Genomic DNA, 21381 nt, shown 5'->3' with positions numbered 1-21381 from the left:
CCCGGCGGCCCGGCGGCTCAGCCGCCGGCATCCTGCCGTTCCGGCACGGCATCCGCGCAGTGCACGGTGCGCTTGACGAACGGCCGGCAGTCGACCGGGATGTCGATCGTGAAGGTGGTACCATCTTCGTCGGAACTGTCGACCGAGACACTGCCGCCGTGGGATTCGGCCACGTCGCGCACGAACGGCAGGCCGATGCCCCATCCCACCGTTCCCGGGCCGCCGTAGCGGAACAGGTAGCCGAAGATGCGATCGCGCCGGTCTTCCGGAATGGCCGGTCCGGTATTGTGGACCGACAGCGACAGCCTGCCGCGGTTGACCGACGTGGTGATGCGCACCTCGCCGCCCGCGCCATATTTCACGGCATTCGACACCAGGTTTTCCAGCGCCCGGCGTAGCGCCGGCGCGCACCAGTGGCCGGCCACGCTGTCGCCTTCGAACGTGAAGGGGCCGCCGCCGTGCTCGCCGAATTGCCGGGCCACCTCCAGCGCCAGGTCGCCGATATCGAAGGACGACAGGGCCAGCGGCGGCAATTCCTCGCGCAGCACGGTCAGCGCATCGAGCAGCTCGCCCATCATCGATTCGAGCCGCGTGGCGTGGCGGCGGATCTTGTCCGCCGAGCGTTTCGCCACCTCGACGTCGTCGGTCAGTTCGATCAGTTGCGCGCCGGTGGCGATGACCGCCAGCGGCGCGCGCATGTCGTGCGACAGCGCGGCGGCCACCCGCCGGCGCAATGCCTCGTGCGTGGCGGCGAATTCGCGCAGCGATTCGCAGGCGGCGATCTCGATCGAGTGGCCGATCCCGGCCCACACTTCGGCCGGCCATGCCATCCCGTGGGCCTGGGCTACATCGCGGATCGCGTCCCTGAACAACTGGTATTCGCGCAACACCTCTTCGGGGCCGAAGCAGGTCAGGCGCGCGCGTTCGCTGCCATGCGACATGGCCGCGGTGGTGTGCTGCGTGGCGGTCTTGCGGGGCCGGTCCGGGCTGATGGCTTCGGCCAGGTTGTCGTAGAGGCTGGGCAGGTTGTCGGTGAGCGCCGGGCCGAGCAGCTCGGCGGCGCCCTTGATCTCGGCCCGCACCGTGGCTTCCCAGTGGTCGAGCACGGCCTCGCGCAGCGACAGCAGTTCCTGCGCCGCCTGGGATAATCCTTCGCCGTCCGGAGCCTGTTCGATACCCAGCATGATCGCGCATCCATGTTCAACGAGGCAGCTTCGCCCCGCACAGCGGTTCGGGCCCGCCGGTCGGGCGTGGCAGGCCGGCGTTCTTGTCGCCGGGAGGTTGATGGCGAATATTAACCTGAAATCACCCGAGCACGACGGTAAGAACACGCACGTGCCGGACATGCGACGGGTACATGAATGCAAGCCACTTCTGTACCTGCCGGCATGGTGTTTGCCGATGCCGGCGGCGCCACGGCCGCGGCCGCTGTGACCTTGTGCGCTCAGTGCGCGGCGTGGCGCGCGCTCTCGGGCCGGGCGGCAGGGAAATCCAGTGTGAACCGCGCCCGCGTACCCTCGGCCTGCACGGCAGCCGTGCCGCCATGCAGCGCCATGATGGCGCCGACGATCGACAGTCCCAGCCCGGTGGAGCCGTCGGCGTTGCCGCGCGCCGTGTCCACGCGGTAGAAACGGTCGAACAGGTGCGGCAGGTGCTCAGGCGCGATCGGCACACCGGTGTTTTCCACGCTCAGCACGGTCGAACCGGCACGCTGATCGGCTTGCAACGCGATCGTGGTGCCGGCGTCGGCATGCCGCACGGCGTTCGACACCAGGTTGGCCAGCGCGCGCCGCAGCAGCGCCGGGTCGGCCAGCACCACGGCGCTGCCCGCGCATTCGATGCGCAGACCGCGTTCCTCGGCCATTCCTTCGAAAAAGTCGGCCACCTTCGTCATTTCGTCCAGTGCCTGCAGCGCTTGCCGGGCCGGCAACACTTCGTCCTGCCCGGCGCGGGCGAGGAACAGCATGCTTTCGATCATGCGCGCCAGCCGCTCGAGCTCTTCGATGTTCGAGGCGATCAGCCCCTCGTACTCGGCGGCGCCGCGCGGCTGCGCCAGCATCACCTGGCTTTGCCCCAGCAGGTTCGCCACCGGCGTGCGGAACTCGTGCGCGAGATCGGCGGAAAAGCCCGACAGGCGCGCATAGCCTTCCTGCAGCCTGGCCAGCATGGCGTTCAGGGCCTCGATCAGCGGCAGCAGTTCGGAAGGGGCGTCGCCCGCGTCGAGCCGCTGGGCCAGCGTGCCGGGCCGGATCGATGCCGCATGGCCGGCCAGCACCCGCAGCGGCCGCAGGCCGCGATGCAGCAGCAGCGCGGCCAGCAGCGCCGCCGCCAGCGCGCCGACGGCGGCGGCGCCGGCAATGCGCTGGCGGTACCGGGCGAACATGGCGCTGCGTTCGCCGTAGACCCGCGCGACGACGACGGTCACCGTGCCGGTGCCCAGCCGGGCGATCCCGGCCACCACGCGGCCCGGATCGCCGCGCCGGCTGGTCCAGCCGGCGATCGCCGCGCGGTCCGGTGCGATCGCGGCGGCGGGCGGTACCGGATACCGTTCGCCGCCCGCGTTGATGTCGGCCAGCACCGCGCCATCGGGCGCGATGAAGCGCACGAGGGAATTTTCCTGGCCGCTCATCGTGTCGCGGAAAAAATCCGGCCGCGTGTGCAGCAGTTCGGCGGCGCCGGGGCGGCCGAGCAGGATCTGCACCTGGCGCAGCTTGCCCAGCAGGCCGATATCGTCGCGCCGTTCGATCTCGGCCACGAAGGCGCGGTACAGGTAGGTGCCCAGGCCGGCGGCCGCCAGTGCGACGATCAGCACGAACATGGCGGTGACGCGCACCGCCAGCGAATGGCGCAGCCCGGCCGTCATTCCCCGGCGGCCGGCCCGGCCTCGCACACATAGCCCATGCCGCGCCGCGTGTGGATCAGCTTTTCCGCGAACGGGTCGTCGATCTTGCGCCGCAGCCGGCGTATCGCCGCGTCGATCACGTTGGTGTCGCTGTCGAAATTCATGTCCCACACCTGCGAGGCGATCAGCGAGCGCGACAGCACCTGGCCCTGGCGCCGCGCCAGCAGGTGGAGCAGGGCGAATTCCTGGGCGGTCAGCACGATGGTGGCGGCGCCGCGGCGCACGCGGCGCCTGATCACATCGATTTCCAGGTCGCCGATGCAAAGCAGTTCTTCCTCGCGCACGGGGCCGCGCCGCAGCAGCGTGCGGATGCGCGCCACCAGTTCCACGAACGCGAACGGTTTCACGAGGTAGTCGTCGGCGCCCAGTTCCAGGCCGCGCACGCGGTCGTGCACTTCGTCGCGCGCGGTCAGGAACATGACGGGAACCTGCTCGGTCGCCGGATCGCCGCGCAGCGCTTCGAGCACTTGCCAGCCATCCATCCGCGGCAGCATCACGTCGAGCACGACGAGCTCGATCCCGCCGTCCCGCGCCATCGCCAGGCCGTCGCGCCCGTTGCGCGCGAGGCGCACCGCGAAGCCCGACTCGGCCAGGCCGCGCTGCAGGTAGTCGCCGGTCTTCGGCTCGTCTTCGATCACCAGGATGGTCATGACTTGGGGCGGGCGGGAAGCGCCTGCGCAAAGCGCCTATTCTAAGCCGGTTCAGGCCGGTCCTGGATGACGGAATTGTCATCTGGCGGTCAGGCGGCCGTGGCCCGGCGGATGCCACAATCGGGCTTCACATCGACCCCGACAGGAGCCCCATGTTCAAACCCACCGCCTCGCTGCTGGCCATGCTCGCAGCGCTTTCCGCCGCGTCGGCCACCGCGCAGGTGCGCCAGCAGGGCGACCTGACACTGGAAACGGCCAATCGCCTGGTCGCCGGCGCCATCGATACCTGCCGGCGCCAGGAGCGCGCCATCGTGGTCGCGGTGCTCGACCGCGGCGGCAACCTGCTGGCGCTGCAGCGCGCCGAAACGGTCGGCCCGCACAATATCGAGGCGAGCCGGCGCAAGGCCTATACCGCGCTGTCGACCCGCACGGCCACGCTGGACCTCGCCCGCCAGGCCGCGGCCAGCGCCGATGCCCGCAACCTCGCCACGCTGCCGGAACTGCTGCTGCTCGGCGGCGGCGTGCCGCTATCCGCCGCGGGGCAGGTGGTGGGCGCGATCGGCGTCGCCGGCGGCGGCGGCGCGGTCAACGACCATGCCTGCGCGCTGGCCGCCATCCGCACCGTGCCCGGCCTGGACCAGCCCGCCGCGCAGTGACTTTTTCAATCCCACAGGAGAATCCCATGTACCCGATCAAACGCCATCATATCAAGCGCTTCGTGCTCGCCTGCGCCCTTGCCGCCGCCGCGGCCACTACCGCCACGGCTGCCACCGCTGCCACTGCCGCAACCGCGGCGGCAACCACGGCCCGCAACCCGATCAGCGTCCACGTGCTGGACCTGCAGAGCGGCCAGCCCACCGCGGGCGTGCGCGTGACGCTGGAGGCGCGCGCCGGCGATGCGTGGCGCGAGCTGGCCGGCGGCGTCACCGATGCCCAGGGCCGCATCGCCGCGCTCTACCCCGAAGGCCGGCCGGTGACCGCGGGCGATTATCGCATCGTGTTCCAGACGGGCGAACACTACGCCCGCCAGAAGCAGGCCACGTTCTTCCCGCGCATACCGGTCGAATTCACGGTGGATGCGCCCGCCCAGCACTACCATATCCCCTTGCTGCTGAGCCCGTTCGGCTACTCGACCTACCGCGGCAACTGACACGGCGGCGGCCGGCTACACAACGGTGGGAGCGCCACTGTAGGCACGGCAGTCGAGCGGCGTGTCGATCGTGAAGGTGGTACCCCGTTCGGCATGGCTGTCCACGCTGATGCTGCCGGCGTGGCTTTCCGCCACCGCCCGCACGTACGGCAGGCCGATGCCCCAGCCGTTGGTGCGGGTATGCCTGGCCTTTTCCGAGCGGCGATACATCTGGAAGATCGATTCCTGTTCTTCCGGCGGGATCGGGTTGCCTTCGTTGTGCACGGAAAGCTGCAGCCGGCCGTGGATCTCGTCCGCCTGGATCGTGATCGGGCATCCCGCCCGGCCGTACTTGACCGCGTTGCTGACCAGGTTCTCGATGGCGCGCCGCAGCGCCGAACGGTCCCACCAGCCGACGATCGGCGCCCGGTCCCCGAAATCGACCTGCGGCCGCCCGGCCCCGGCGCTGTTGACCTGGATATCCAGGATCACCTCGCGAATGTCGAACTGCGCCAGCTGCAGCGCCAGCTGTTCGCCGCTGTGGAACGCCATCGTGTCCAGCAGTTCGTGGATCATCGCATCCATGCGGTGCACGTTGTCCAGCGCTTTCGCCGCCAGCGTCTTGATCCTCGCGGGATCATTGACCATCAGGATCAGTTCCAGCGCCGCGGAGACGGTGCCCAGCGGGCCGCGCAGGTCGTGCGTCAGGGCCGCCGCGAAGCGTTCGCGCAGCGCGGTGTGCGCCATCACGAACCCGGACACGGCCGCCTGGATGCCGTTGTCGATCGACGCTTCCAGCGTGAGCAGTTCGCTGCGCGACAGTTGCACGCCTTCCCGGTAGAGCACGTCGTAGATCGCCCACCGGAACAGCTGGTACTCGCGGATCAGGGATTCATGGTCGTAGGCCGTGATGCGCGCGCGTTCGCCGCCATGCTCGATGGCCACCGTGGTGCCGTCGCCGGCATCGACCCGCGGATAATCGGCCGTCAGGGCCTGGGCGATGTTGTCGTAGAAGGCTGGCAGCGTATCGATGAGGATCGGATGCGACAGTTCCTTTGCCTTGTCGAGGCAGGCGCGCACGCGCGTCTCCCATTCGGCCAGCACGGCTTCGCGCAGCTCGAGCATTTTCCGTGATGTCACCGATAACCCGCCCGGGTCCGGTTGCTGGTCGGTTGCTTGCATCATCTTGCCTCCGGAAAGAGCGCCTGTACCGGGAGTATCGCACCGTATCGATGGATGAGCCAAGCGTGTCGGGGCCCGCGCCCCCGGTGGTCCGATGCCGCGTTGCGCGGCTCAGCTGCGCAGGAGATCGACCACGGTGTCGATCCGGTAGGGCTTGGGTACGAAATGGCACGGCCGGGCCATGCCGGCCATCAGTGCCGGCGCGGTGTACCCGGAGGTCAGCACGATCCTGATCGAGGGGTACAGGCTGCCCACCGTCGTGGCCAGTTGCAGCCCCGTCATCCCGGGCATCATGATGTCGGAGAACAAGGCGTCGATCGCGCCGTCGCTGGCGAGCAGCGCCAGGGCCTGGTCCGCCGAATAGGCGACCCGCACCTGGAAGCCGTGGCCGGCAAACAGGGCTTCGGCCATGTCGGCCAGGTCCCGCTCGTCGTCCACCACGAGCACCGTGCGCGGCGTGCCGCTCAAGAGTGGTCCGCCGCGCTGTCCGTCGAGCGCAACCCCTTCGGCCGGCGCGGCAGCGTCACCGCGAAGGTGGTGCCGGTGGCCGCATTGGAGGCCACGTCGATGCGGCCGCCATGCGCGTGAGCGATTTCGCGCGAAACGAACAGGCCGATGCCCAGGCTCGTGCGCTCCGTGTAGTCGGCGTCGGCGTTCGAGACCAGGCGCACGAGCGGATCGAAAATGCCCGTGATCTTGTCCGGCGGGATGACCGGGCCGCGATTGGTCACGGCAATGACAATGTCTTCCTCGCCGCCGTTTACATCGACCGTGACCGGGGTATCGTTGCTGCCGTGCTGGATGGCGTTGCCGATGAGGTTCGACAGCATCTGGGCGATGCGCCCTTCGTCGAACTGGCCTTCCAGCCGGCGCGACAGGCGCATGTCGACCTGCCGTTCCGGGTGGAAGGTGCGCAGCTCGTTGACCACCTGGTCGCACACGACGGCGAGATTGCCCTGCCGCATCCGGATCGGGATCCCCGGGCCGAGGTGCGTGCGCGTGAAGTCGATCAGGTCGTTGATCAGCTTGCTCATTCGCGTGGCGCCGTTGAACATGCGCGTGGCCACGAGCACATACTTCGGCGGCACATCCGTGGCCTGCATCATGAAGCTCGAACCGGTGACGAGCGTGCCGAGCGGGTTGCGCAGGTCGTGGCCGAGGATCGCCAGGAACATGTTCTGCGACTGCTTGACCAGGCGCTCGTAGCGCGCGACCGATTCGGCGACGGCCTGGTCCACCGCTTCGTTGAAGCGCGTTACATCGCCCAGGTCCGTGCCCTGGCCGCCGCGCGTGTCGTCGGCCCACAGCGTCAGCACGCTCGCCCGCACGGCGCGGTACTCGGACACCAGCTGCACCACGGTGTAGCCGGACAGCAGGCGTGCCTCGGCATGCACTTCGGCGGCCGTGTCGGCATGGCCGCGCTCGCCCAAGCCCTTGGCCTTGTCGGCGCTCTCCTGGTCGGATTGCTCGGTGTCGAGATCGTCGGCAAACACCAGCAGCATCTGGCGCGCGTGGTCGCGCAGATCGACATCGCTCATCGTCAGGGCCGGCGGCTCGATGGTGCGCGCGAAGTTTTCCCATGCCTGCAGGATTGGTTCCATATTGTCGCGTATGAAACCGGCGAGTCGGGATTGGGTCATTTTACGATTGCCTTATTTGAACCCGATGCTGCCATACCCGCACCGGAGGGGGCTTTGGATAATATCAGTTACCACAGGAAATTATTGGGAGATTGCGCCAGCGTGAATCGCGAAAAATAAATCCGAAAAGATTAGGACATTATGGCGATGTACTGTATCTTCTGTCTCGCACTACATCAAGTCGTTGTTATTGTTGGTCTTTCTCTCCCGTTCGCCATCTGGCGGTCCCGTTTGATTTCCTCCGTTATCCCTCTTGGTCGAATGTGCATCTCGGGCGTCTTTGCCCATGCAATTTTTAAGGACTGATTAAATGACTACTCAAACCGGCACCGTAAAATGGTTCAACGATTCCAAAGGCTTCGGCTTCATCACGCCTGATGCTGGCGGCGGCGACCTGTTTGCCCATTTCCAGGACATTCAATCGGAAGGCTTCAAGAGCCTCGCCGAGAACCAGCGCGTTTCGTTCGAACGCTCGACCGGTCCAAAAGGCGAAAAAGCCGGCAATATCCGCGCGATCTAAAGATCAGGCTGCCTGGCCCGCACCGCGCAGATAGCGCGGGCGGTGCCGCGGCCCGCAATGCAAAAGCCCACCCCAGCGGTGGGCTTTTGCATTGCGGCAACTATTCTCATGCCGTCGGCGCCGCTGCGCCGGCGCCGTTCGTACCTTACCGCGATGCTTGCTGACTGGTAAGAATATGGCGCGCAGGCGGTTCGCCCGGTCCCGCGTTGTAGGGCCACAGGAACCAGGCCGCGGTAACGGCCAGGAGGAACAGCGCCACACCCGTCTTGGTCATGATGAGGCCTCGCCGCTCACGTTCCGCTGGCGGCGCGGGCCGTGAAAGGCCAGCGCAGCGGAAAGCGTTCGACCCAGGAGCGGGCTTCGCTGAATGCATAATCTTGCGCATCGCTGTCGCTGGTGAACGAATCGGCCAGCGATTTCGCCAGATGGCGCACTTCGCCGGATACGACGACCGTGATACTGCTGAGGTAGGCGATGCGTTCGCCGAGGGGATAACTGGTCACGTCGATCACGTGGCCACGATAGGATTGAGAAGGCATGCTGTACTCCGCTGGACAATGGCCGGCCTGGGGCCGGAAGCTGCCCGGAATGGTCGATCGAACTCGTCGACGTCGCATCGCAGGCCGCCATGAAAGGCTGTAACATGGGGCATCCGCGCGAAGGCCGGTCGGTGACTGGTCCAGCGCAAGCGGTTTCAACTTCAGGTTCATAGCATTTTGCTATGTGGCCCCACTGGTCGCAGTGTACGCGCTTCCCGGGCGCGCGAAGCGGTTTATTTGCATGGTGGGGTGGGGCGCCATGGCGCATGCAGGGCGAATATCCACCTGCCGGGAACGATCGATAGCGATTTCAGGTGTTTATTTGCAGGCAAGGTGCCGTATCGCGCGGAGTGCCGGGCACGCTGCGCTACTGCATTGTCATGTGGGCGGATGCCGGTTGCGCCGGCATCTGCATCAGCGCGTTCTTCATTTCCGCAGCCTCGCTGGCCGGCGTGCGCCCGAAGAAGCGCTTGAATTCGCGGCTGAACTGGGAGCTGCTTTCGTAGCCCACGCGGTGGCAGGCCGTGGCCGCGTTCAGGCCGTCCTGCACCATCAGCAGGCGCGCCTTGTGCAGGCGCGTCGTCTTCAGGTACTGGATCGGCGTGGTCTGCGTGACCGCCTTGAAGTGCGCGTGGAACGCCGCCACGCTCATGCCTGCCTCGCTGGCCAGCGTGCCCACGTCGATGGGCCGGTCGTAGCTGGCGTGGATACGGCGCAGCGCCTTGCCGATCTTGCCGAAATGGCTTTGCTGCGTGAGCGCGGCGCGGATGGCGCCCCCCTGCGGCCCGGTCAGCACGCGGTACACCAGTTCCCGCACGATGGCCGGCCCGAGGATCGCCGCATCGGCCTCCGACTGCAGCGCCTCCAGCAGCCGCAGAAGCGTGTCGCTCATCCGTTCGTCGAGCGGCGTCGACAGGATGCCCGATGGCGGCGCGCCGTGCTGCCGGTGCCGCTCCTCCAGCGCCAGCACCAGTTCGGCCGCCACCTTCAGGTCGATCGGCACGGACACTGCCAGCATCGGCTCCCCGGGGCCGGCCTCGGTTTCGGATTCGAACGGCAGCGGCACCGACAGCACCAGGTAATGATGCGCATCGTAGGTATAGGCCTGGCCGCCGAGGAAGCCGCGCTTGCGCCCCTGGCAGACGATGACGATGCACGGTTCGTACAGCACCGGCGTGCGCGCAATGCTGCCGTTGGCGCGCATGAACTTCAGGCCGGGCAGGCTGGAAAGCGTGTAGCCCTCGTGCGGCGCGAGCCGCTCCAGCAGGGCGATGATCCGGCGTTGTCGCGAGTCGCTCATGTCCGATGGAAGCAGGGGATCACGGGATTGGAGAATCAGGCAATCGCCAGATAATAATGGATATTTTCCGTTCCGGCACGCTCTTGCATACTGGCCCCATCGCAACCAGCCACGGAGAACACCATGAATGCAGCAAGCAAGAAAGTCGTCCTGATCACCGGCGCCAGCAGCGGCATCGGCGAGGCCACCGCCACCTGTCTCGCCGCTCGCGGCATGCACGTGGTACTGGGCGCGCGCCGTACTGATCGGCTGGAGCAACTGGCCGCCCGCATCGCCGCCGAAGGCGGGTCCGCGGCTGTCCGCCAGCTCGACGTGACCAGCCTGGAAAGCATGCAGGACTTCGTCCGTTTCGCCCTCGACCTGCATGGCCGCGTGGACGTCATCGTCAACAACGCCGGCGTGATGCCGCTGTCGAAACTCGAGGCGCTGAAGGTCGACGAGTGGAACCGCATGATCGACGTGAACGTGCGCGGCGTCCTGCACGGCATCGCCGCGGCGTTGCCGGTGATGCAGCGGCAAAGGAGCGGGCAGGTCATCAACATGGCGTCGATCGGCGCCTATGCCGTGAGCCCGACCGCCGCCGTGTACTGCGCCACCAAGTTCGCCGTCGCCGCGATCTCGGAGGGCCTGCGCCAGGAGGTAGGGGGCGACATCCGCGTCACCGTCGTATCGCCCGGCGTGGTGGAATCGGAGCTGGCCGAGTCGATCTCGGATCCGGGCGGACGCGAGGAGATGCGCGGCTTCCGGCGGATCGCCATCAAGCCCGAGGCGATCGCCCGCACGATCCACTTCGCGATCGAGCAGCCGGCCGACGTGGACGTGAGCGAGATCATCGTGCGCCCCACGGCCAGCCCGTACTGACGTTTCGCCGCCTCCCCGGCCGGCACGTTCAGCCGTCCATCGGGTGGCGCAGCCGGGCCACGTGTCCGCGCATGTCCACGGCGGCGCCGTCGATGCGGCATTCCTGTTCGCGATACACTCCACGCTGGTCGGCATCGCGCTGTCGTGAGAGTGGAAAGGAAAGGCATGACCCATACCGCTTCGGTCGAATCGATGAAGGAACACATTCCCGGCGAGCTGCTGCGCGAGCGCAGGGCCCGCGCGCCGGACGATATCCACGTGGAGATCCACGCGCACGCGCCGGTGCAGGAGCCGGTCGTGGTGCCGGCCGTGCCGGAGCCGATGCTGGTCTGGATCGTTTCCGGCGCGGCGACCGTGGAAGAACGGCCGCTGGGCGGCGAGTGGCTTGCCGTACCGGTGCGCAGCGGCGATTTCTACCTGACCACGTCGCCGGCGCCGGTCGAGATGCGCTGGCGCAGCACGGGCGACGAGCCGTTTTGCGTGATGCACGTGTATCTCGGCCTCCCACTGCTCGCGCGTACCGCCAGGGAGCTCGCCGGCAAGGAACTGGCCCGCTTCGCACTGCGCGAGGTGTCCGGCGAGCGCGACGCGGTGCTGGGCGGCTTGTTCCAGGCGCTGCACGCGGCGCTGTCGGGCCCCGTGCCGGCGGCCGCCAGCTTCGTGCAGGGCGTGGCGCAGGCGATCACGGCGCACGTGGTGGCGCACTACGAACGCGAGACGGATGGCCGGGCGGTGGTGCGCGGCGGCTTGCCGGCGCATAAACTGCGGCGCGTGCTCGATGCGATGCGCGACGGGCTGGCCGAGCCGTTCGACCTGGGCCGGCTGGCCGCGCTCGCCGGGCTCAGCGTGTTCCACTTCTCGCGCGTGTTCAAGCAGGCCACCGGCATGGCGCCGTCGCGCTATTTCGTGCGGCTGCGCATGGACGAGGCGCGCCGCCTGCTGGGCGACACGCGGCAATCCATGCTCGATATCGGCCTGGCCGTGGGCTACGCGAGCCCCAGCCACTTCGCACAGGTGTTCCGTGAATCGACCGGCACTGCGCCGAGCGCCTGGCGCGCCGCGCGGCAGCCCGGTCCATAGCAAGATCCCGACAGCGCACGCAAGTTCCCGCCAGACGGCGCGGGCGCGCGGTTCCATCATGTGTCCCGTGCCGACGCGTTTGTTCCCCCGCACGCTTCGGCCGGAATCTTTCAATCGACACGAAAGGGCTCATCATGGAACTCAAGGACAAAGTGGCACTCGTTACCGGCGCATCGAGCGGCATCGGCGCCGCCACCGCGAAGAAGCTGGCCGCGGCCGGCGTGAAAGTGGGGCTGGCCGCGCGCCGCCTTGACCGCCTGCACGGACTGGCTGCCGAAATCCGGCACGCGGGCGGCGAGGCGCTGGCCATCGAAATGGACGTGACCGACCTGGCCGCGGTGGAGCGGGGCGTGCGGGAGCTGGCCGCCAGGTACGGCACGATCGACATCGTGTTCGCCAACGCCGGCCTGATGCCGATCTCTGACATCGCCAGCCTGAAGGTGGATGAATGGCACCGCATGGTGGACGTCAACATCAAGGGCCTGTTCAACACGGTGGCCGCCGCGCTGCCGATCCTGAAGGAGAACAAGTCGGGCCACATCGTGACCACGTCGTCGATCGCCGGCCGCAAGACGTTCCCTGGCCTGGGCGTCTACTGCGCCACCAAGCACGCGGTGGCCGCGTTCACCGACATCCTGCGCATGGAAGTGGCGCCGAAACACGATATCCGCGTCACGTGCGTGCAGCCGGGCGCCGTCGAGAGCGAGCTTTTCGAGCACATCACCGATGACGGCTACCGCAGCCAGATGGAAAGCCTGAAGAAACAGATGACGTTCCTGAAGGCCGAAGACATCGGCGATTCGATCGTCTACGCGCTGCAGGCGCCGGGCCGCGTGGACCTGGCCGAAATGTTCATCATGCCCACCAGCCAGCCCTGGTAAGCCTTGCCGGTGACTGTCGGCTGGGTGCCGCGGCGGGCGATCCCGCATTTCCGTCCGCCCCGGCGGGGCTCTGGTGGTCGAGCGGCTGAAGGAAGTTCAGCCCCGCGGCGGGCCGGGCGGCAGCGTGTAGGGGCTTTCGCGGAACAGCTCGATCATCCAGTCGGCGAATACCCGCACGCGCGCGCTCAGGTGCCGGTTGGCCGGGTAGACCAGGTGGATCGGCACGTCCGGCGCGCGCCACCCGTCCAGCACGCGCACCAGCGCGCCGCTGTCGACATGGCGGCCGGAAATGAACGCGGGCGCATGCATCACGCCCAGCCCGGCCAGCGCGGCCGACAGCAGGGCGCCGCTTTCGTTGACGGACACGAAGTAGCGCCCCTTCACCTCCACGGTGGCGTCGCCCCGCGACAGCACCACGGGCTGCGCCCGGTTCGATCCGGCGAACACGTAGCGGATCAGCGTGTGCCCGCCTTCCAGGTCGGAAGGATGCGCGGGCACGCCGTGCGCGGCCAGGTAGTCCGGGCTGGCGCAGGCGGCCTGCGGCAGGCTGCCCAGGTGGCGCGCGACCAGCGAAGGATCCGTGACCGTGCCGGCGCGGATCACGCAGTCGACCCGTTCGCCCACCAGGTCCACGGGCCGGTCGCTGGCGCCGATGTCGAGCTGCACATCCGGGTAGCGGGCGTGGAACCGCGCCAGCGACGGGATCAGCAGCAGCGAGGCGATCGTGGTGCCCATGTCGACCCGCAGGCGCCCGCGCGGGTGGCTGCGGGCGCGCGCCAGTTCGTCCTCCACCTCGTCCCATTCCCCCACCAGCCGCGCCATGCGCTCGTAGTAGGCCGTGCCGTCGCTGGTCGGGGACACCCGCCGCGTGGTGCGGTTGAGCAGCTTGATGCGCAGGTGCGCTTCCAGCTGCTGCACCAGCTTGGTCACGCTGTTGCGCGGCAGCTGCAGCGAGTCGGCGGCGCGGGCGAAGCTGCCCGTTTCCACCACGCGAAGGAAGGTGCGGACGGCGGTGAGGTTATCCATCGATGCGAACGTGGCCCTGGTGTGGTCCTGGTGAAATGAATGCGATTATGGTCGGGAACGGCCGCGCTGACAACGCTGAAAAGGGCGCGGGCATCCGCTACACTGGTGGCACCCGAATTTTCATCCGATGCAGTTCACCGAATGCAAAACACCATGGCCAACGAGTTCACGAACAGTCCCCGCTTCATTCCCGAAGCAAGCCCCGACGAGCAGGTGCCGGCGATCGCGCCGTCGATCGAGCAGCGGCGCCACCAGATCTTCCCGGTGCTCACGGAACAGGAAACGAGGCGGCTGCGGCGTTTCGGCACCGTGCGCACCTATGACAACGGCGTGCGCATCCTCGAAGCGGGCTACACCACCTTCGGCATGGTGCTGGTGCTGGCGGGCCGCATGGCGGTGCACCGCTACGATGGCCTGGGCAACTCGTCCCTCATCGTCGAGCACGGGCCGGGCGAGTTCACCGCCGAGGTGTCGCAGCTGGCGGGGCGGCCGTCGCTGGTGAACGTGACGGCCGTGGGCACGGTCGAGGCGCTCGTCATTCCCGCCGACCAGCTGCGCGCGCTGGTGATCGCGGAGGCGGAGCTGGGCGAGCGCATCGTGCGCGCGCTGATCCTGCGCCGGGTGAACCTGATCGAAGTGGGCTCGGGCGGCCCCGTGCTCGTGGGCCCGGCGGGCCATCCAAACCTGTTCCAGCTGCAGAGCTTCCTTACTGCCAACGGCCACCCGCACACGGTGCTCGATCCCGCACAGGACGAGGGCACGCTGGCCCTGTGCGAACACTACCGGCCGGGTGCGGACGACTGGCCGCTGGTCGTCTGCCCGGATGGCAGCGTGCTGAAGAACCCGTCCCATGCCGAGATGGGGCGCTGCCTGGGCATGCTGCCGGAACTTCCGCCCGACAAGGTATGGGATGTGATCGTGGTGGGCGCCGGGCCCGCCGGCCTGGCCACGGCGGTGTATGCCGGCTCCGAGGGCCTGTCGGTGCTGGCGCTGGAGGCGCGCGCATATGGCGGCCAGGCCGCCGCCAGTGCGCGCATCGAGAACTACCTGGGCTTTCCCACCGGGATCTCGGGCGGCGCCCTGGCCGGCCGGGCCTACGTGCAGGCGATGAAGTTCGGCGTCGAAGTGGGCATCCCGATGGTGGCGGCGCGGCTCGTGTGCGATGCGCCGCCGCTGGCCATCGAACTGGCCGACGGCCAGCGCGTGCGCGGGCGCACCGTGGTGCTGTCCTGCGGGGCGCGCTACCGGCGGCCGTCGCTGGCCAACATCCGGCAATTCGAGGGACGCGGCATCTATTACTGGGCCTCGCGCATCGAGGCCAACCTGTGTGCCGGCGCCGAGGTGATCCTCGTTGGCGGCGGCAATTCGGCCGGGCAGGCCGCCGTGTTCCTGTCCGCCCACGCCGCCAGGGTGCACATGGTGATCCGGGGCGACGGCCTGAAGGCCACCATGTCCACGTACCTGATCGAGCGCATCCGCGCCACGCCCAACATCGAACTGCATCCGCATACGGAAATCGTGGCGCTGGAAGGCGACGACGAAGGCCTCAAGCAGGTCCGCTGGCGCAACAACCGCACGCTCGGCGAGAAAAACTGCGATGCGACGCGCGTGTTCCTGTTCATCGGCGCCGACCCCAACACGGACTGGCTGGGCGACTGCGGCGTGGAAGTCGATGCGCAGGGGTTCATCCGCACCGGTGCCGCCGTGGCGGCGGCGCCATGCCGCGCCGGAGAAAACGGTGCGGCCGAACGCGCCGCCCTGGAAACGAGCGTGCCGGGCGTGTTCGCGATCGGCGACGTGCGCGCCGGATCGACCAAGCGGGTGGCCGCCGGCGTGGGCGAGGGCGCGCAGGTGGTATCGCAGATCCACGGCTACCTGGCCAGCCTGCCGGCCGCCAGGTGACGGGCCCTACGCGTTCAGGCCCTTCATGCCTTCGTCGCTGTAGCGCTGGCCCGCCGCGATGCCGGGCGGCAGCGCGGCGCCGATCGCCGCCGCTTCCGCCGCCGTCAGCGTCACGTCCACGGCGCCCAGGTTCTCGCGCAGGTAGCTCTCGCGCTTGGTGCCGGGGATCGGGATCACGTGCCCGCCCTGGGCCAGCAGCCAGGCCAGCGCCAGCTGCGCCGGCGTACAGCCCTTGCCGGCCGCCAGGGCCCGCACCGTGGCGGCGATGCGCAGGTTGGCCTGCAGGTTGTCCCCCGTGAAGCGCGGGTTGAAGCCGCGGAAGTCATCCGGTGCCAGCGGCGTGGCGCCGTCGAATTTGCCGGTCAGGAAACCGCGGCCCAGCGGGCTGTAGGCGCAGAACGCGGTGCCGAGCTCCGCGCACGCAGCAAGCATGCCTTCCTCGGGATCGCGGGTCCACAGCGAATATTCGCTCTGCACGGCGGCGACCGGGTGCATGGCGGCGGCGCGGCGCAGCGTGGCGGGCGCCACTTCGCACAGTCCGATGGCACGCACCTTGCCCGCACGTACCAGGTCGGCCAGCGTGCCGATGGTGTCTTCCAGCGGTGCTCGCGGGTCGACGCGGTGCACGTAGTACAGGTCGATCGTGTCGATGCCGAGGCGCGCCAGCGAACCGTCGACCGCCCGGCGGATGTACGCCGGCGAATTGTCGATGCGCCGCTCGTACTTGCCCGGTTCGCGCACGATGCCGAACTTGGTGGCGATGCGCACGCCGCGGCGGCCGCCGGCCAGGAAGCGGCCCAGCAGGCGCTCGTTGTCGCCGTTGCCGTACGATTCGGCCGTGTCGAACAGCGTCACGCCGGCGTCGAATGCGGCCTCCAGCGTGCGCAGCGATTGCGCCTCGTCGGTCGCGCCGTAGAATTCGGACATGCCCATGCAGCCCAGGCCCAGCGCGGAAACCGGCATGCCGGCGATGGTGCGGTGTTTCATCGCAGTCTCCTTCCTGTGTCGATGAAACCCATCATCGGGCAGCGCGGCGCGGCCGTCTGTCGCGCCGTTGCTCCGGCTGTCGCGATCTTGCTGCCGTTACGTGCCGGCCGGGACACCGGGAACATCGTGTTCCTGTCATGCTCCTGGCGGCGCGGGCTCAGCCCAACTTGACGAGATTGACGGCCGGCAGCACGCCGCCGGGGAACTGCTGCAGCGCGCCACCCACCTCCAGGCCGCCCAGGTCGATGCCGGCAAAGCCCAGGCGTTCGATGAGGCCACCCACGACGGCTTTCGCTTCGCGGTCGTCGCCGGACTGGAACACCACGCGTTTCCCGCCGGCCTGCCGCGGGTCGCCGGCCAGTACGCCGGCCAGCAGCGTGTTGAATGCTTTCACGACACGCGCGCCCGGCACCAGGCTGGCAAACACCTGGCTGGAATTGCGGCCGCCCAGTTCCGCCAGGCGGTAGCCCGGCAGCAGCACGGGGTTGTTGGCATCGATCACGATACGGTCCGTCCAGTCGATGCCCGCCAGCGCCTGCTCAAGGCGCGACCAGTTCACGCTGACGAACACGAGGCCGGCCTGCGCCGCCTGCCATGGCGTGCCGGCCCGCGCCCGCGGCCCCAGCGCGTCCACGACGCCGGCGAGCGAGTCCGGGCCGCGGCTGTTGCTGAGGATGACATCGATGCCGGCGTTGACCAGCTGCTTCGCGAATGCCTGGCCGATGGCGCCGGCGCCGATGATGCCGACGGTGTCGATGTTGTCGTTGGTGGTGATCGTGGACATGCTGTTCTCCCTGCTCTGGTTGAAGCGCGTTGCCTGCGCTGATGTAACCAGTCTAGGGAAAACGGGGGAGGTGATAAACGCGAATCGAGGACACGCACTATTCCCAAATTGGTGACAATCACGCGCTCGCCGCGATCGGCCGCATGACCTGTCATGCGTAAACCGGAAGTCGGGGATTCGGCAGGGCCGGCCGCAGCCGGCCCTGCCCGCGCCGGTCAGAACCGGTAATCCACCGTCACGCCCACGCGCCGGAACGAGTTCTCGCCCAGGCTGTACGCGAAGCCGGAACCGGCGCCCTTGCCCGGCAGCGGATAGATGATCGCGTTCGGCACGCGCTTGTCGCCCAGGTTGCGCGCATACAGCTGTGCGCTCCACTTGTTGTCCGGCGCGTTCAGTACCAGGCGCAGCGACGGGATCGTGTGGCCGCCGAAGCTGCAGTTGTCGTCGACCGAATTGCAGTAGCGCACGCGGCTTTTGTAGACCAGGTCGGCGCCGGCGCGCAGCTCGTAATCGTTCGGCAGGTCCCAGCCGTAGTCGGCCGACGCCGTGACCTTCTGCTTCGGCGAATACAGCAGCCGCCGGCCGCCCACGTCGCCGCCGTCGAAGATGAAGCCGGCCGGGTAGGCGGTATCGAGGATCACGGCCATCGACAGGCCCAGCTGCAGCTGCGGCAGCGGGCGCGCGCGCAGGTCGGCCTCGAAGCCCTTGCTGGTCACTTCCGGCACGTTCAGCGGGATGCAGCTCAACGCGCCCACCGACGTCAGCGTGCAGTTCTGTTCCTGGAAATCCTTGATCTTCGTGTGGAACACGGCCAGGTCGAGGTCGAGCTTGCGGTCCAGCAGCGACAGCTTGGTGCCCAGTTCCACGCTGGTCGGCAGTTCCGGGTTCACCAGCTTGCCCGTGTACGCACCGGCAACGGTCGCGGCACTGACGGGCGAGTCGTTGTCGATCTGCGGACCCTTGTAGCCGCGGCTCAGCGTCGCATACACGTTGGCCTGCTTCGACAGCGTATGCTGCAGGCCCACCTTGCCGGAAACGTTGGTCTCATGCGTATCGCCGCTGGCGGTCTTGACCGTGGTCGGTACGCTGAAAGCGGCGAAGTTCACCGCGCTGGCCTGGAGATAATCGGCCGATACCGCATCCCGGGTAAAGCGCAGGCCGGCGATCAGGCTGGTGGCCGGCGTGAAGCGCCACGTGGCCTGGCCGAACAGCGCCTTCGTCGTCATCTGCGCATGCTCGGTCGTGTCGGTGACGATCGAGCGTGGCACGGAAGCGGGCAGCGCGGGATTGGGCATGATCGTCGTGATGGTCTGCTTGTCGATCTCCGAGTCGGCGTAGAACACGCCCGCCACGTACTCCAGTTGCCGGCCGCTCGGCGAAGCGATGCGCAGCTCCTGCGAAAACTGCTTCGACTCCTGGTCCGGCGTCAGGTTGCGGATCTTGTCGTAGCCGACCGACATGTCGATGGCGCTCGAGTTCGGGCCCACGCTGCGCTTGCGGTACGCGGTAATGGAGGTCAGCGTCGATCCGTTGCCGAGGGTCCAGTCCACCTGTCCGGAAAGGCCGCGCACCTGGCTGCGCGAGAGTTCCTCGCCGTCGCTGCATATCTGGTTGTTGGTGCGCGAGACCGTCACGCCGCAGGCGGCGAATTCGGCCAGCGGCCGGTGGTTGCCCGCCGTGTTGGTGACGTTCGCGATCGCCGGCGCGAAGAAGGTGGCGTATTCGCCGCGGCTGTTCGATGCCTCGCCGATCAGGTTGATGGAAAGATCGCTGTTCGGCCGCAGCAGGTAACGCAGGCGGATACCCGCGTTGTCGGTCACGCTGTCCTTGTCGTTGTAGACGTTGTGGTACACGCCTTCGTTACGTTCGACCAGGCCGGAAACGCGCAGCGCCGAGATGTCGTTGATGGGCAGGTTGACGGTGGAGCGCACGGCCGCGCCGTAGGTACCCTTGTACTCGAGCTGTACGTTGCCGCCGGTTTCGCCGATCATCGGCGCCTGGGTCGACATGTTGAGCACACCGGCCGAGGCGTTCTTGCCGAACAGCGTGCCCTGCGGCCCGCGCAGCACTTCCACCCGCGCCAGGTCGAGCATCAGGCCGCTGGCGGTGGAGCCCTGCGGCACGCCATCGACCACCACGCCGACCGAACCCTCGGCCGACGTGGTCATCACGGCGGTGCCGATACCGCGGATCGATGCGCTGCCGCCCGGGCCGCTGGTGGAACTCTGGTCGCCGAATTCCAGCGCGGCGGCCGTCTTGGCCAGGTCGCCGATATCCTTCACGCCGGCGCGTTCGAGCTGCGCGGCATTGACGACGGTGATCGCCAGCGGCACCTCCTTGATGTTCTGCGTGCGCTTCTGGGCCGTGACGACGACGGTTTCGATGCCGGTTTCCCGCTTCGAGGCGGCGGCGACCGCCGGTGCGGGCTCCGCGGCGGCGGCCGTGGCCGCTGCCTCCTGGGCATGGGCTGGGTGGATGGCCGCGAGGCTCATGGCGAGAATGGTCAGACGGCCGAATGGCCGCTGGTAGTGATTGGTGCGCATCTTGTCTCCTGGGTATGTGCCGGATCTGTGCCGGCTAGCTATCTGCGACGCTGTTGCTGTCCCGGACCCGGGGCCGGCCAGCCCCGGTCGATTGAAGCCGAGTATAGGTTCGGCGTTTCGGCCGCCAGAAGCCGTAAATCCTGATACCAGCTATCGCCGGCCGGAAGTGATGGCTGGCCCCCCGAACGATCGAGAATCCTGATACGTCGTATCGAAACTCCGGCGTTCGGTTTCGCCGGGGCCGCTGCTATCGTTGCCGTTACAAATACACAAAACAATACGGAGACAACCATGCAGAACCTCGTCCAAGGGGGCGTGCCGGAGACCTGGCGCGGCCGCGGCATCCTGATGCTGTGCCATTTCGTCGGCATGGTCGACCTGGTCGCGCTGCCCGTGTGGGTCGGCGCACTGGTACAACACTACGGGTTCGGCCTCGAACAGGCAGGCATCACCGTGACCGCGTTCCTGGCCGGCGCCGTCGTCGCCAGCCTCGTCGCCGCGCCACGCTTCGGCAGGCTGCCCCGCACGGCCTGTGTCGTCGGCGGTTACGGCATCGCCGCGCTGGCATTCCTCTGTGCCGGATTCACAACGCAATTCGGCATCCTGGTGCTGCTGCACGCGGTGGCCGGCCTCGCCGCCGGTACCGCGCTGTCGGTCACGCACGGCACCATCGGCCGCAGCGCCAACCCGCACCGGATGTTCGCGCTGGCCGGTACCGCGCTGGGCGTGGGCGCGGTGGTGTTCTATGGCGCGGTGCCGCCGGCGATTGCCGCGCACGGCGGCGCGATGTTGTTCAAGGTTCTGGCCGGCCTGATGGCCGTGGCGGCCGTGGCCGCGCTGGCCTTCCCGGACATTGCCACGGCAGGGCGCGAGCAGGTGTCGCATGGCCGGCTGTCCCGCGCGGCGTGGTGCGCCATCTTCGGCGTCACCGCGATGGCGCTGAACCAGGCGCTGGTCTTCAGCATGCTGGACCGGATCGGCATCATGCGCGGCTTCGGCCAGGACGCCGTGAATCAGCTGTTGCTGGTGGTCGGCCTGGTGAACCTGCTGCCCGCTGCCGTTGCCGGCTTCCTGGACAAGCGCCTGAATCCGGTGCGCGTGGCGCTGGTGGCGGCGCCGCTGCAGGCCGCGCTGGCCGTCATGGTTTGCCTTTCCACCGGCTATCCGCAGTACGCGGTGGCGGGCTGCGTCTACCCGGCCGTGCTGATCTTCATGCACACGTTCCTGTTCGGCCTGATCGCCCGGCTCGACCCGAGCGGCCGCGCGCTGGCCGCCACGCCGGCCATGATGATGACCGGCTCGGCGATCGGCCCGGCGCTGGCCGGCACGGTCGTCATGCACGCCGGCTTCGGCGGGCTGGCCGCGCTGGCCATCGCCGTCGGCGCGTGCGCCACGCTGTGCTTCGCGCTGGTGGCCCGCAAGGCCGGCGCACCTGCTGCGGCAGCCGTTTAGGTG

At 68.2% G+C, this 21381-nt stretch carries 20 protein-coding genes; 8 read left to right on the top strand and 12 right to left on the bottom strand.

Going from position 1 to position 21381, the window contains the following annotated elements:
• Positions 1-17: 17 nt before the first annotated feature.
• From GJV26_RS04240 to GJV26_RS04230, 3 genes are all read right to left on the bottom strand, one after another.
• A complete protein-coding gene (locus tag GJV26_RS04240) occupies positions 18-1184 on the bottom strand; it encodes a sensor histidine kinase (protein ID WP_173346138.1) in 1167 nt (388 codons plus the stop codon).
• Between the two features lie 260 nt (positions 1185-1444).
• On the bottom strand, positions 1445-2863 hold the full coding sequence (locus tag GJV26_RS04235; RefSeq protein ID WP_155707732.1) for a heavy metal sensor histidine kinase: 1419 nt from the start codon (positions 2861-2863) through the stop codon (positions 1445-1447).
• The gene (locus tag GJV26_RS04230; protein WP_155707731.1) at positions 2860-3552 is read right to left on the bottom strand and encodes a heavy metal response regulator transcription factor; all 693 of its coding nucleotides are present in this window, start codon (positions 3550-3552) and stop codon (positions 2860-2862) included. Before GJV26_RS04230 ends, GJV26_RS04235 begins: the two co-directional genes overlap by 4 nt.
• A 152-nt stretch (positions 3553-3704) precedes the next feature.
• Between GJV26_RS04230 and GJV26_RS04225 the strand changes: the two genes are divergently transcribed.
• Both GJV26_RS04225 and uraH read left to right on the top strand, forming a co-directional pair.
• Positions 3705-4208 (top strand): GlcG/HbpS family heme-binding protein, encoded by a 504-nt coding sequence (locus GJV26_RS04225; RefSeq protein WP_155707730.1) that lies wholly within the window; start codon positions 3705-3707, stop codon positions 4206-4208.
• 26 nt (positions 4209-4234) lie between these two features.
• The gene (gene uraH / locus GJV26_RS04220) at positions 4235-4702 is read left to right on the top strand and encodes a hydroxyisourate hydrolase (protein WP_155707729.1); all 468 of its coding nucleotides are present in this window, start codon (positions 4235-4237) and stop codon (positions 4700-4702) included.
• A gap of 15 nt (positions 4703-4717) precedes the next feature.
• Here uraH and GJV26_RS04215 read toward each other — a convergent pair whose 3' ends face one another.
• The 3 genes from GJV26_RS04215 to GJV26_RS04205 all read right to left on the bottom strand — a co-directional run bounded on the left by GJV26_RS04215 (position 4718) and on the right by GJV26_RS04205 (position 7464).
• Positions 4718-5866, bottom strand: coding sequence for a sensor histidine kinase (locus GJV26_RS04215; protein WP_173346137.1), 1149 nt, complete (start codon positions 5864-5866; stop codon positions 4718-4720).
• Between the two features lie 108 nt (positions 5867-5974).
• Positions 5975-6331 carry a response regulator gene (locus GJV26_RS04210; protein WP_229419168.1) on the bottom strand — a complete coding sequence of 119 codons (357 nt, stop codon included), beginning with the start codon at positions 6329-6331 and terminating at the stop codon, positions 5975-5977.
• Positions 6328-7464 carry a sensor histidine kinase gene (locus GJV26_RS04205; RefSeq protein WP_229419167.1) on the bottom strand — a complete coding sequence of 379 codons (1137 nt, stop codon included), beginning with the start codon at positions 7462-7464 and terminating at the stop codon, positions 6328-6330. The genes GJV26_RS04210 and GJV26_RS04205 overlap by 4 nt, the downstream gene beginning before the upstream one ends.
• 349 nt (positions 7465-7813) lie before the next feature.
• Between GJV26_RS04205 and GJV26_RS04200 the strand changes: the two genes are divergently transcribed.
• On the top strand, positions 7814-8023 hold the full coding sequence (locus GJV26_RS04200) for a cold-shock protein (protein WP_056443212.1): 210 nt from the start codon (positions 7814-7816) through the stop codon (positions 8021-8023).
• Positions 8024-8313: 290 nt separating this feature from the next.
• Here GJV26_RS04200 and GJV26_RS04195 read toward each other — a convergent pair whose 3' ends face one another.
• Both GJV26_RS04195 and GJV26_RS04190 read right to left on the bottom strand, forming a co-directional pair.
• Positions 8314-8562 carry a hypothetical protein gene (locus GJV26_RS04195; protein WP_155707727.1) on the bottom strand — a complete coding sequence of 83 codons (249 nt, stop codon included), beginning with the start codon at positions 8560-8562 and terminating at the stop codon, positions 8314-8316.
• 367 nt (positions 8563-8929) lie between these two features.
• On the bottom strand, positions 8930-9862 hold the full coding sequence (locus GJV26_RS04190) for an AraC family transcriptional regulator (RefSeq protein ID WP_155707726.1): 933 nt from the start codon (positions 9860-9862) through the stop codon (positions 8930-8932).
• Positions 9863-9985: 123 nt separating this feature from the next.
• Here GJV26_RS04190 and GJV26_RS04185 point away from each other — a divergent pair, with 123 nt between their 5' ends.
• From GJV26_RS04185 to GJV26_RS04175, 3 genes are all read left to right on the top strand, one after another.
• Entirely contained in the window at positions 9986-10723 is a 738-nt protein-coding gene (locus GJV26_RS04185; protein ID WP_155707725.1) for an SDR family oxidoreductase, read from the top strand.
• 165 nt (positions 10724-10888) lie between these two features.
• Positions 10889-11803, top strand: coding sequence for a helix-turn-helix domain-containing protein (locus tag GJV26_RS04180; RefSeq protein WP_155707724.1), 915 nt, complete (start codon positions 10889-10891; stop codon positions 11801-11803).
• 134 nt (positions 11804-11937) lie between these two features.
• On the top strand, positions 11938-12684 hold the full coding sequence (locus tag GJV26_RS04175) for an SDR family oxidoreductase (protein WP_155707723.1): 747 nt from the start codon (positions 11938-11940) through the stop codon (positions 12682-12684).
• Positions 12685-12780: 96 nt separating this feature from the next.
• Here GJV26_RS04175 and GJV26_RS04170 read toward each other — a convergent pair whose 3' ends face one another.
• A complete protein-coding gene (locus tag GJV26_RS04170) occupies positions 12781-13710 on the bottom strand; it encodes a LysR family transcriptional regulator (protein ID WP_155707722.1) in 930 nt (309 codons plus the stop codon).
• A gap of 141 nt (positions 13711-13851) precedes the next feature.
• Between GJV26_RS04170 and GJV26_RS04165 the strand changes: the two genes are divergently transcribed.
• Positions 13852-15612, top strand: a complete 1761-nt coding sequence (locus GJV26_RS04165) for an FAD-dependent oxidoreductase (RefSeq protein WP_229419166.1) — start codon at positions 13852-13854, stop codon at positions 15610-15612.
• A gap of 6 nt (positions 15613-15618) precedes the next feature.
• Here GJV26_RS04165 and GJV26_RS04160 read toward each other — a convergent pair whose 3' ends face one another.
• The 3 genes from GJV26_RS04160 to GJV26_RS04150 form a co-directional block, all read right to left on the bottom strand.
• Complete coding sequence (locus tag GJV26_RS04160; protein WP_155707721.1) at positions 15619-16599, bottom strand: aldo/keto reductase; 981 nt, start codon at positions 16597-16599, stop codon at positions 15619-15621.
• A gap of 157 nt (positions 16600-16756) precedes the next feature.
• Positions 16757-17383 carry an NADPH-dependent F420 reductase gene (locus GJV26_RS04155; protein WP_155707720.1) on the bottom strand — a complete coding sequence of 209 codons (627 nt, stop codon included), beginning with the start codon at positions 17381-17383 and terminating at the stop codon, positions 16757-16759.
• 215 nt (positions 17384-17598) lie between these two features.
• Positions 17599-19926 (bottom strand): TonB-dependent receptor, encoded by a 2328-nt coding sequence (locus GJV26_RS04150; protein ID WP_155707719.1) that lies wholly within the window; start codon positions 19924-19926, stop codon positions 17599-17601.
• Between the two features lie 291 nt (positions 19927-20217).
• On the opposite strand from GJV26_RS04150, the gene GJV26_RS04145 reads away from it, so the two are divergent.
• Positions 20218-21378 (top strand): MFS transporter, encoded by a 1161-nt coding sequence (locus GJV26_RS04145; RefSeq protein WP_155707718.1) that lies wholly within the window; start codon positions 20218-20220, stop codon positions 21376-21378.
• Positions 21379-21381 lie beyond the last annotated feature (3 nt).

Source organism: Pseudoduganella dura, assembly GCF_009727155.1.
GTDB classification, from domain to species: domain Bacteria; phylum Pseudomonadota; class Gammaproteobacteria; order Burkholderiales; family Burkholderiaceae_D; genus Rugamonas; species Rugamonas dura.
The sequence above is the reverse complement of the archived record's forward strand: the minus strand, read 5'-3'. Positions and strand labels throughout refer to the sequence as shown.

What these genes read in the sequence shown, in the direction of transcription:
- GJV26_RS04160 (WP_155707721.1), bottom strand. Translation starts at nt 16,599, where the DNA reads ATGAAACACCGCACCATCGCCGGCATGCCGGTTTCCGCGCTGGGCCTG.
- GJV26_RS04190 (WP_155707726.1), bottom strand. Translation starts at nt 9,862, where the DNA reads ATGAGCGACTCGCGACAACGCCGGATCATCGCCCTGCTGGAGCGGCTC.
- GJV26_RS04180 (WP_155707724.1), top strand. Translation starts at nt 10,889, where the DNA reads ATGACCCATACCGCTTCGGTCGAATCGATGAAGGAACACATTCCCGGC.
- GJV26_RS04175 (WP_155707723.1), top strand. Translation starts at nt 11,938, where the DNA reads ATGGAACTCAAGGACAAAGTGGCACTCGTTACCGGCGCATCGAGCGGC.
- GJV26_RS04235 (WP_155707732.1), bottom strand. Translation starts at nt 2,863, where the DNA reads ATGACGGCCGGGCTGCGCCATTCGCTGGCGGTGCGCGTCACCGCCATG.
- GJV26_RS04170 (WP_155707722.1), bottom strand. Translation starts at nt 13,710, where the DNA reads ATGGATAACCTCACCGCCGTCCGCACCTTCCTTCGCGTGGTGGAAACG.
- GJV26_RS04230 (WP_155707731.1), bottom strand. Translation starts at nt 3,552, where the DNA reads ATGACCATCCTGGTGATCGAAGACGAGCCGAAGACCGGCGACTACCTG.
- GJV26_RS04205 (WP_229419167.1), bottom strand. Translation starts at nt 7,464, where the DNA reads ATGGAACCAATCCTGCAGGCATGGGAAAACTTCGCGCGCACCATCGAG.
- GJV26_RS04155 (WP_155707720.1), bottom strand. Translation starts at nt 17,383, where the DNA reads ATGTCCACGATCACCACCAACGACAACATCGACACCGTCGGCATCATC.
- GJV26_RS04240 (WP_173346138.1), bottom strand. Translation starts at nt 1,184, where the DNA reads ATGCTGGGTATCGAACAGGCTCCGGACGGCGAAGGATTATCCCAGGCG.
- GJV26_RS04150 (WP_155707719.1), bottom strand. Translation starts at nt 19,926, where the DNA reads ATGCGCACCAATCACTACCAGCGGCCATTCGGCCGTCTGACCATTCTC.
- GJV26_RS04225 (WP_155707730.1), top strand. Translation starts at nt 3,705, where the DNA reads ATGTTCAAACCCACCGCCTCGCTGCTGGCCATGCTCGCAGCGCTTTCC.
- uraH (WP_155707729.1), top strand. Translation starts at nt 4,235, where the DNA reads ATGTACCCGATCAAACGCCATCATATCAAGCGCTTCGTGCTCGCCTGC.
- GJV26_RS04200 (WP_056443212.1), top strand. Translation starts at nt 7,814, where the DNA reads ATGACTACTCAAACCGGCACCGTAAAATGGTTCAACGATTCCAAAGGC.
- GJV26_RS04215 (WP_173346137.1), bottom strand. Translation starts at nt 5,866, where the DNA reads ATGATGCAAGCAACCGACCAGCAACCGGACCCGGGCGGGTTATCGGTG.
- GJV26_RS04185 (WP_155707725.1), top strand. Translation starts at nt 9,986, where the DNA reads ATGAATGCAGCAAGCAAGAAAGTCGTCCTGATCACCGGCGCCAGCAGC.
- GJV26_RS04195 (WP_155707727.1), bottom strand. Translation starts at nt 8,562, where the DNA reads ATGCCTTCTCAATCCTATCGTGGCCACGTGATCGACGTGACCAGTTAT.
- GJV26_RS04165 (WP_229419166.1), top strand. Translation starts at nt 13,852, where the DNA reads ATGCAAAACACCATGGCCAACGAGTTCACGAACAGTCCCCGCTTCATT.
- GJV26_RS04145 (WP_155707718.1), top strand. Translation starts at nt 20,218, where the DNA reads ATGCAGAACCTCGTCCAAGGGGGCGTGCCGGAGACCTGGCGCGGCCGC.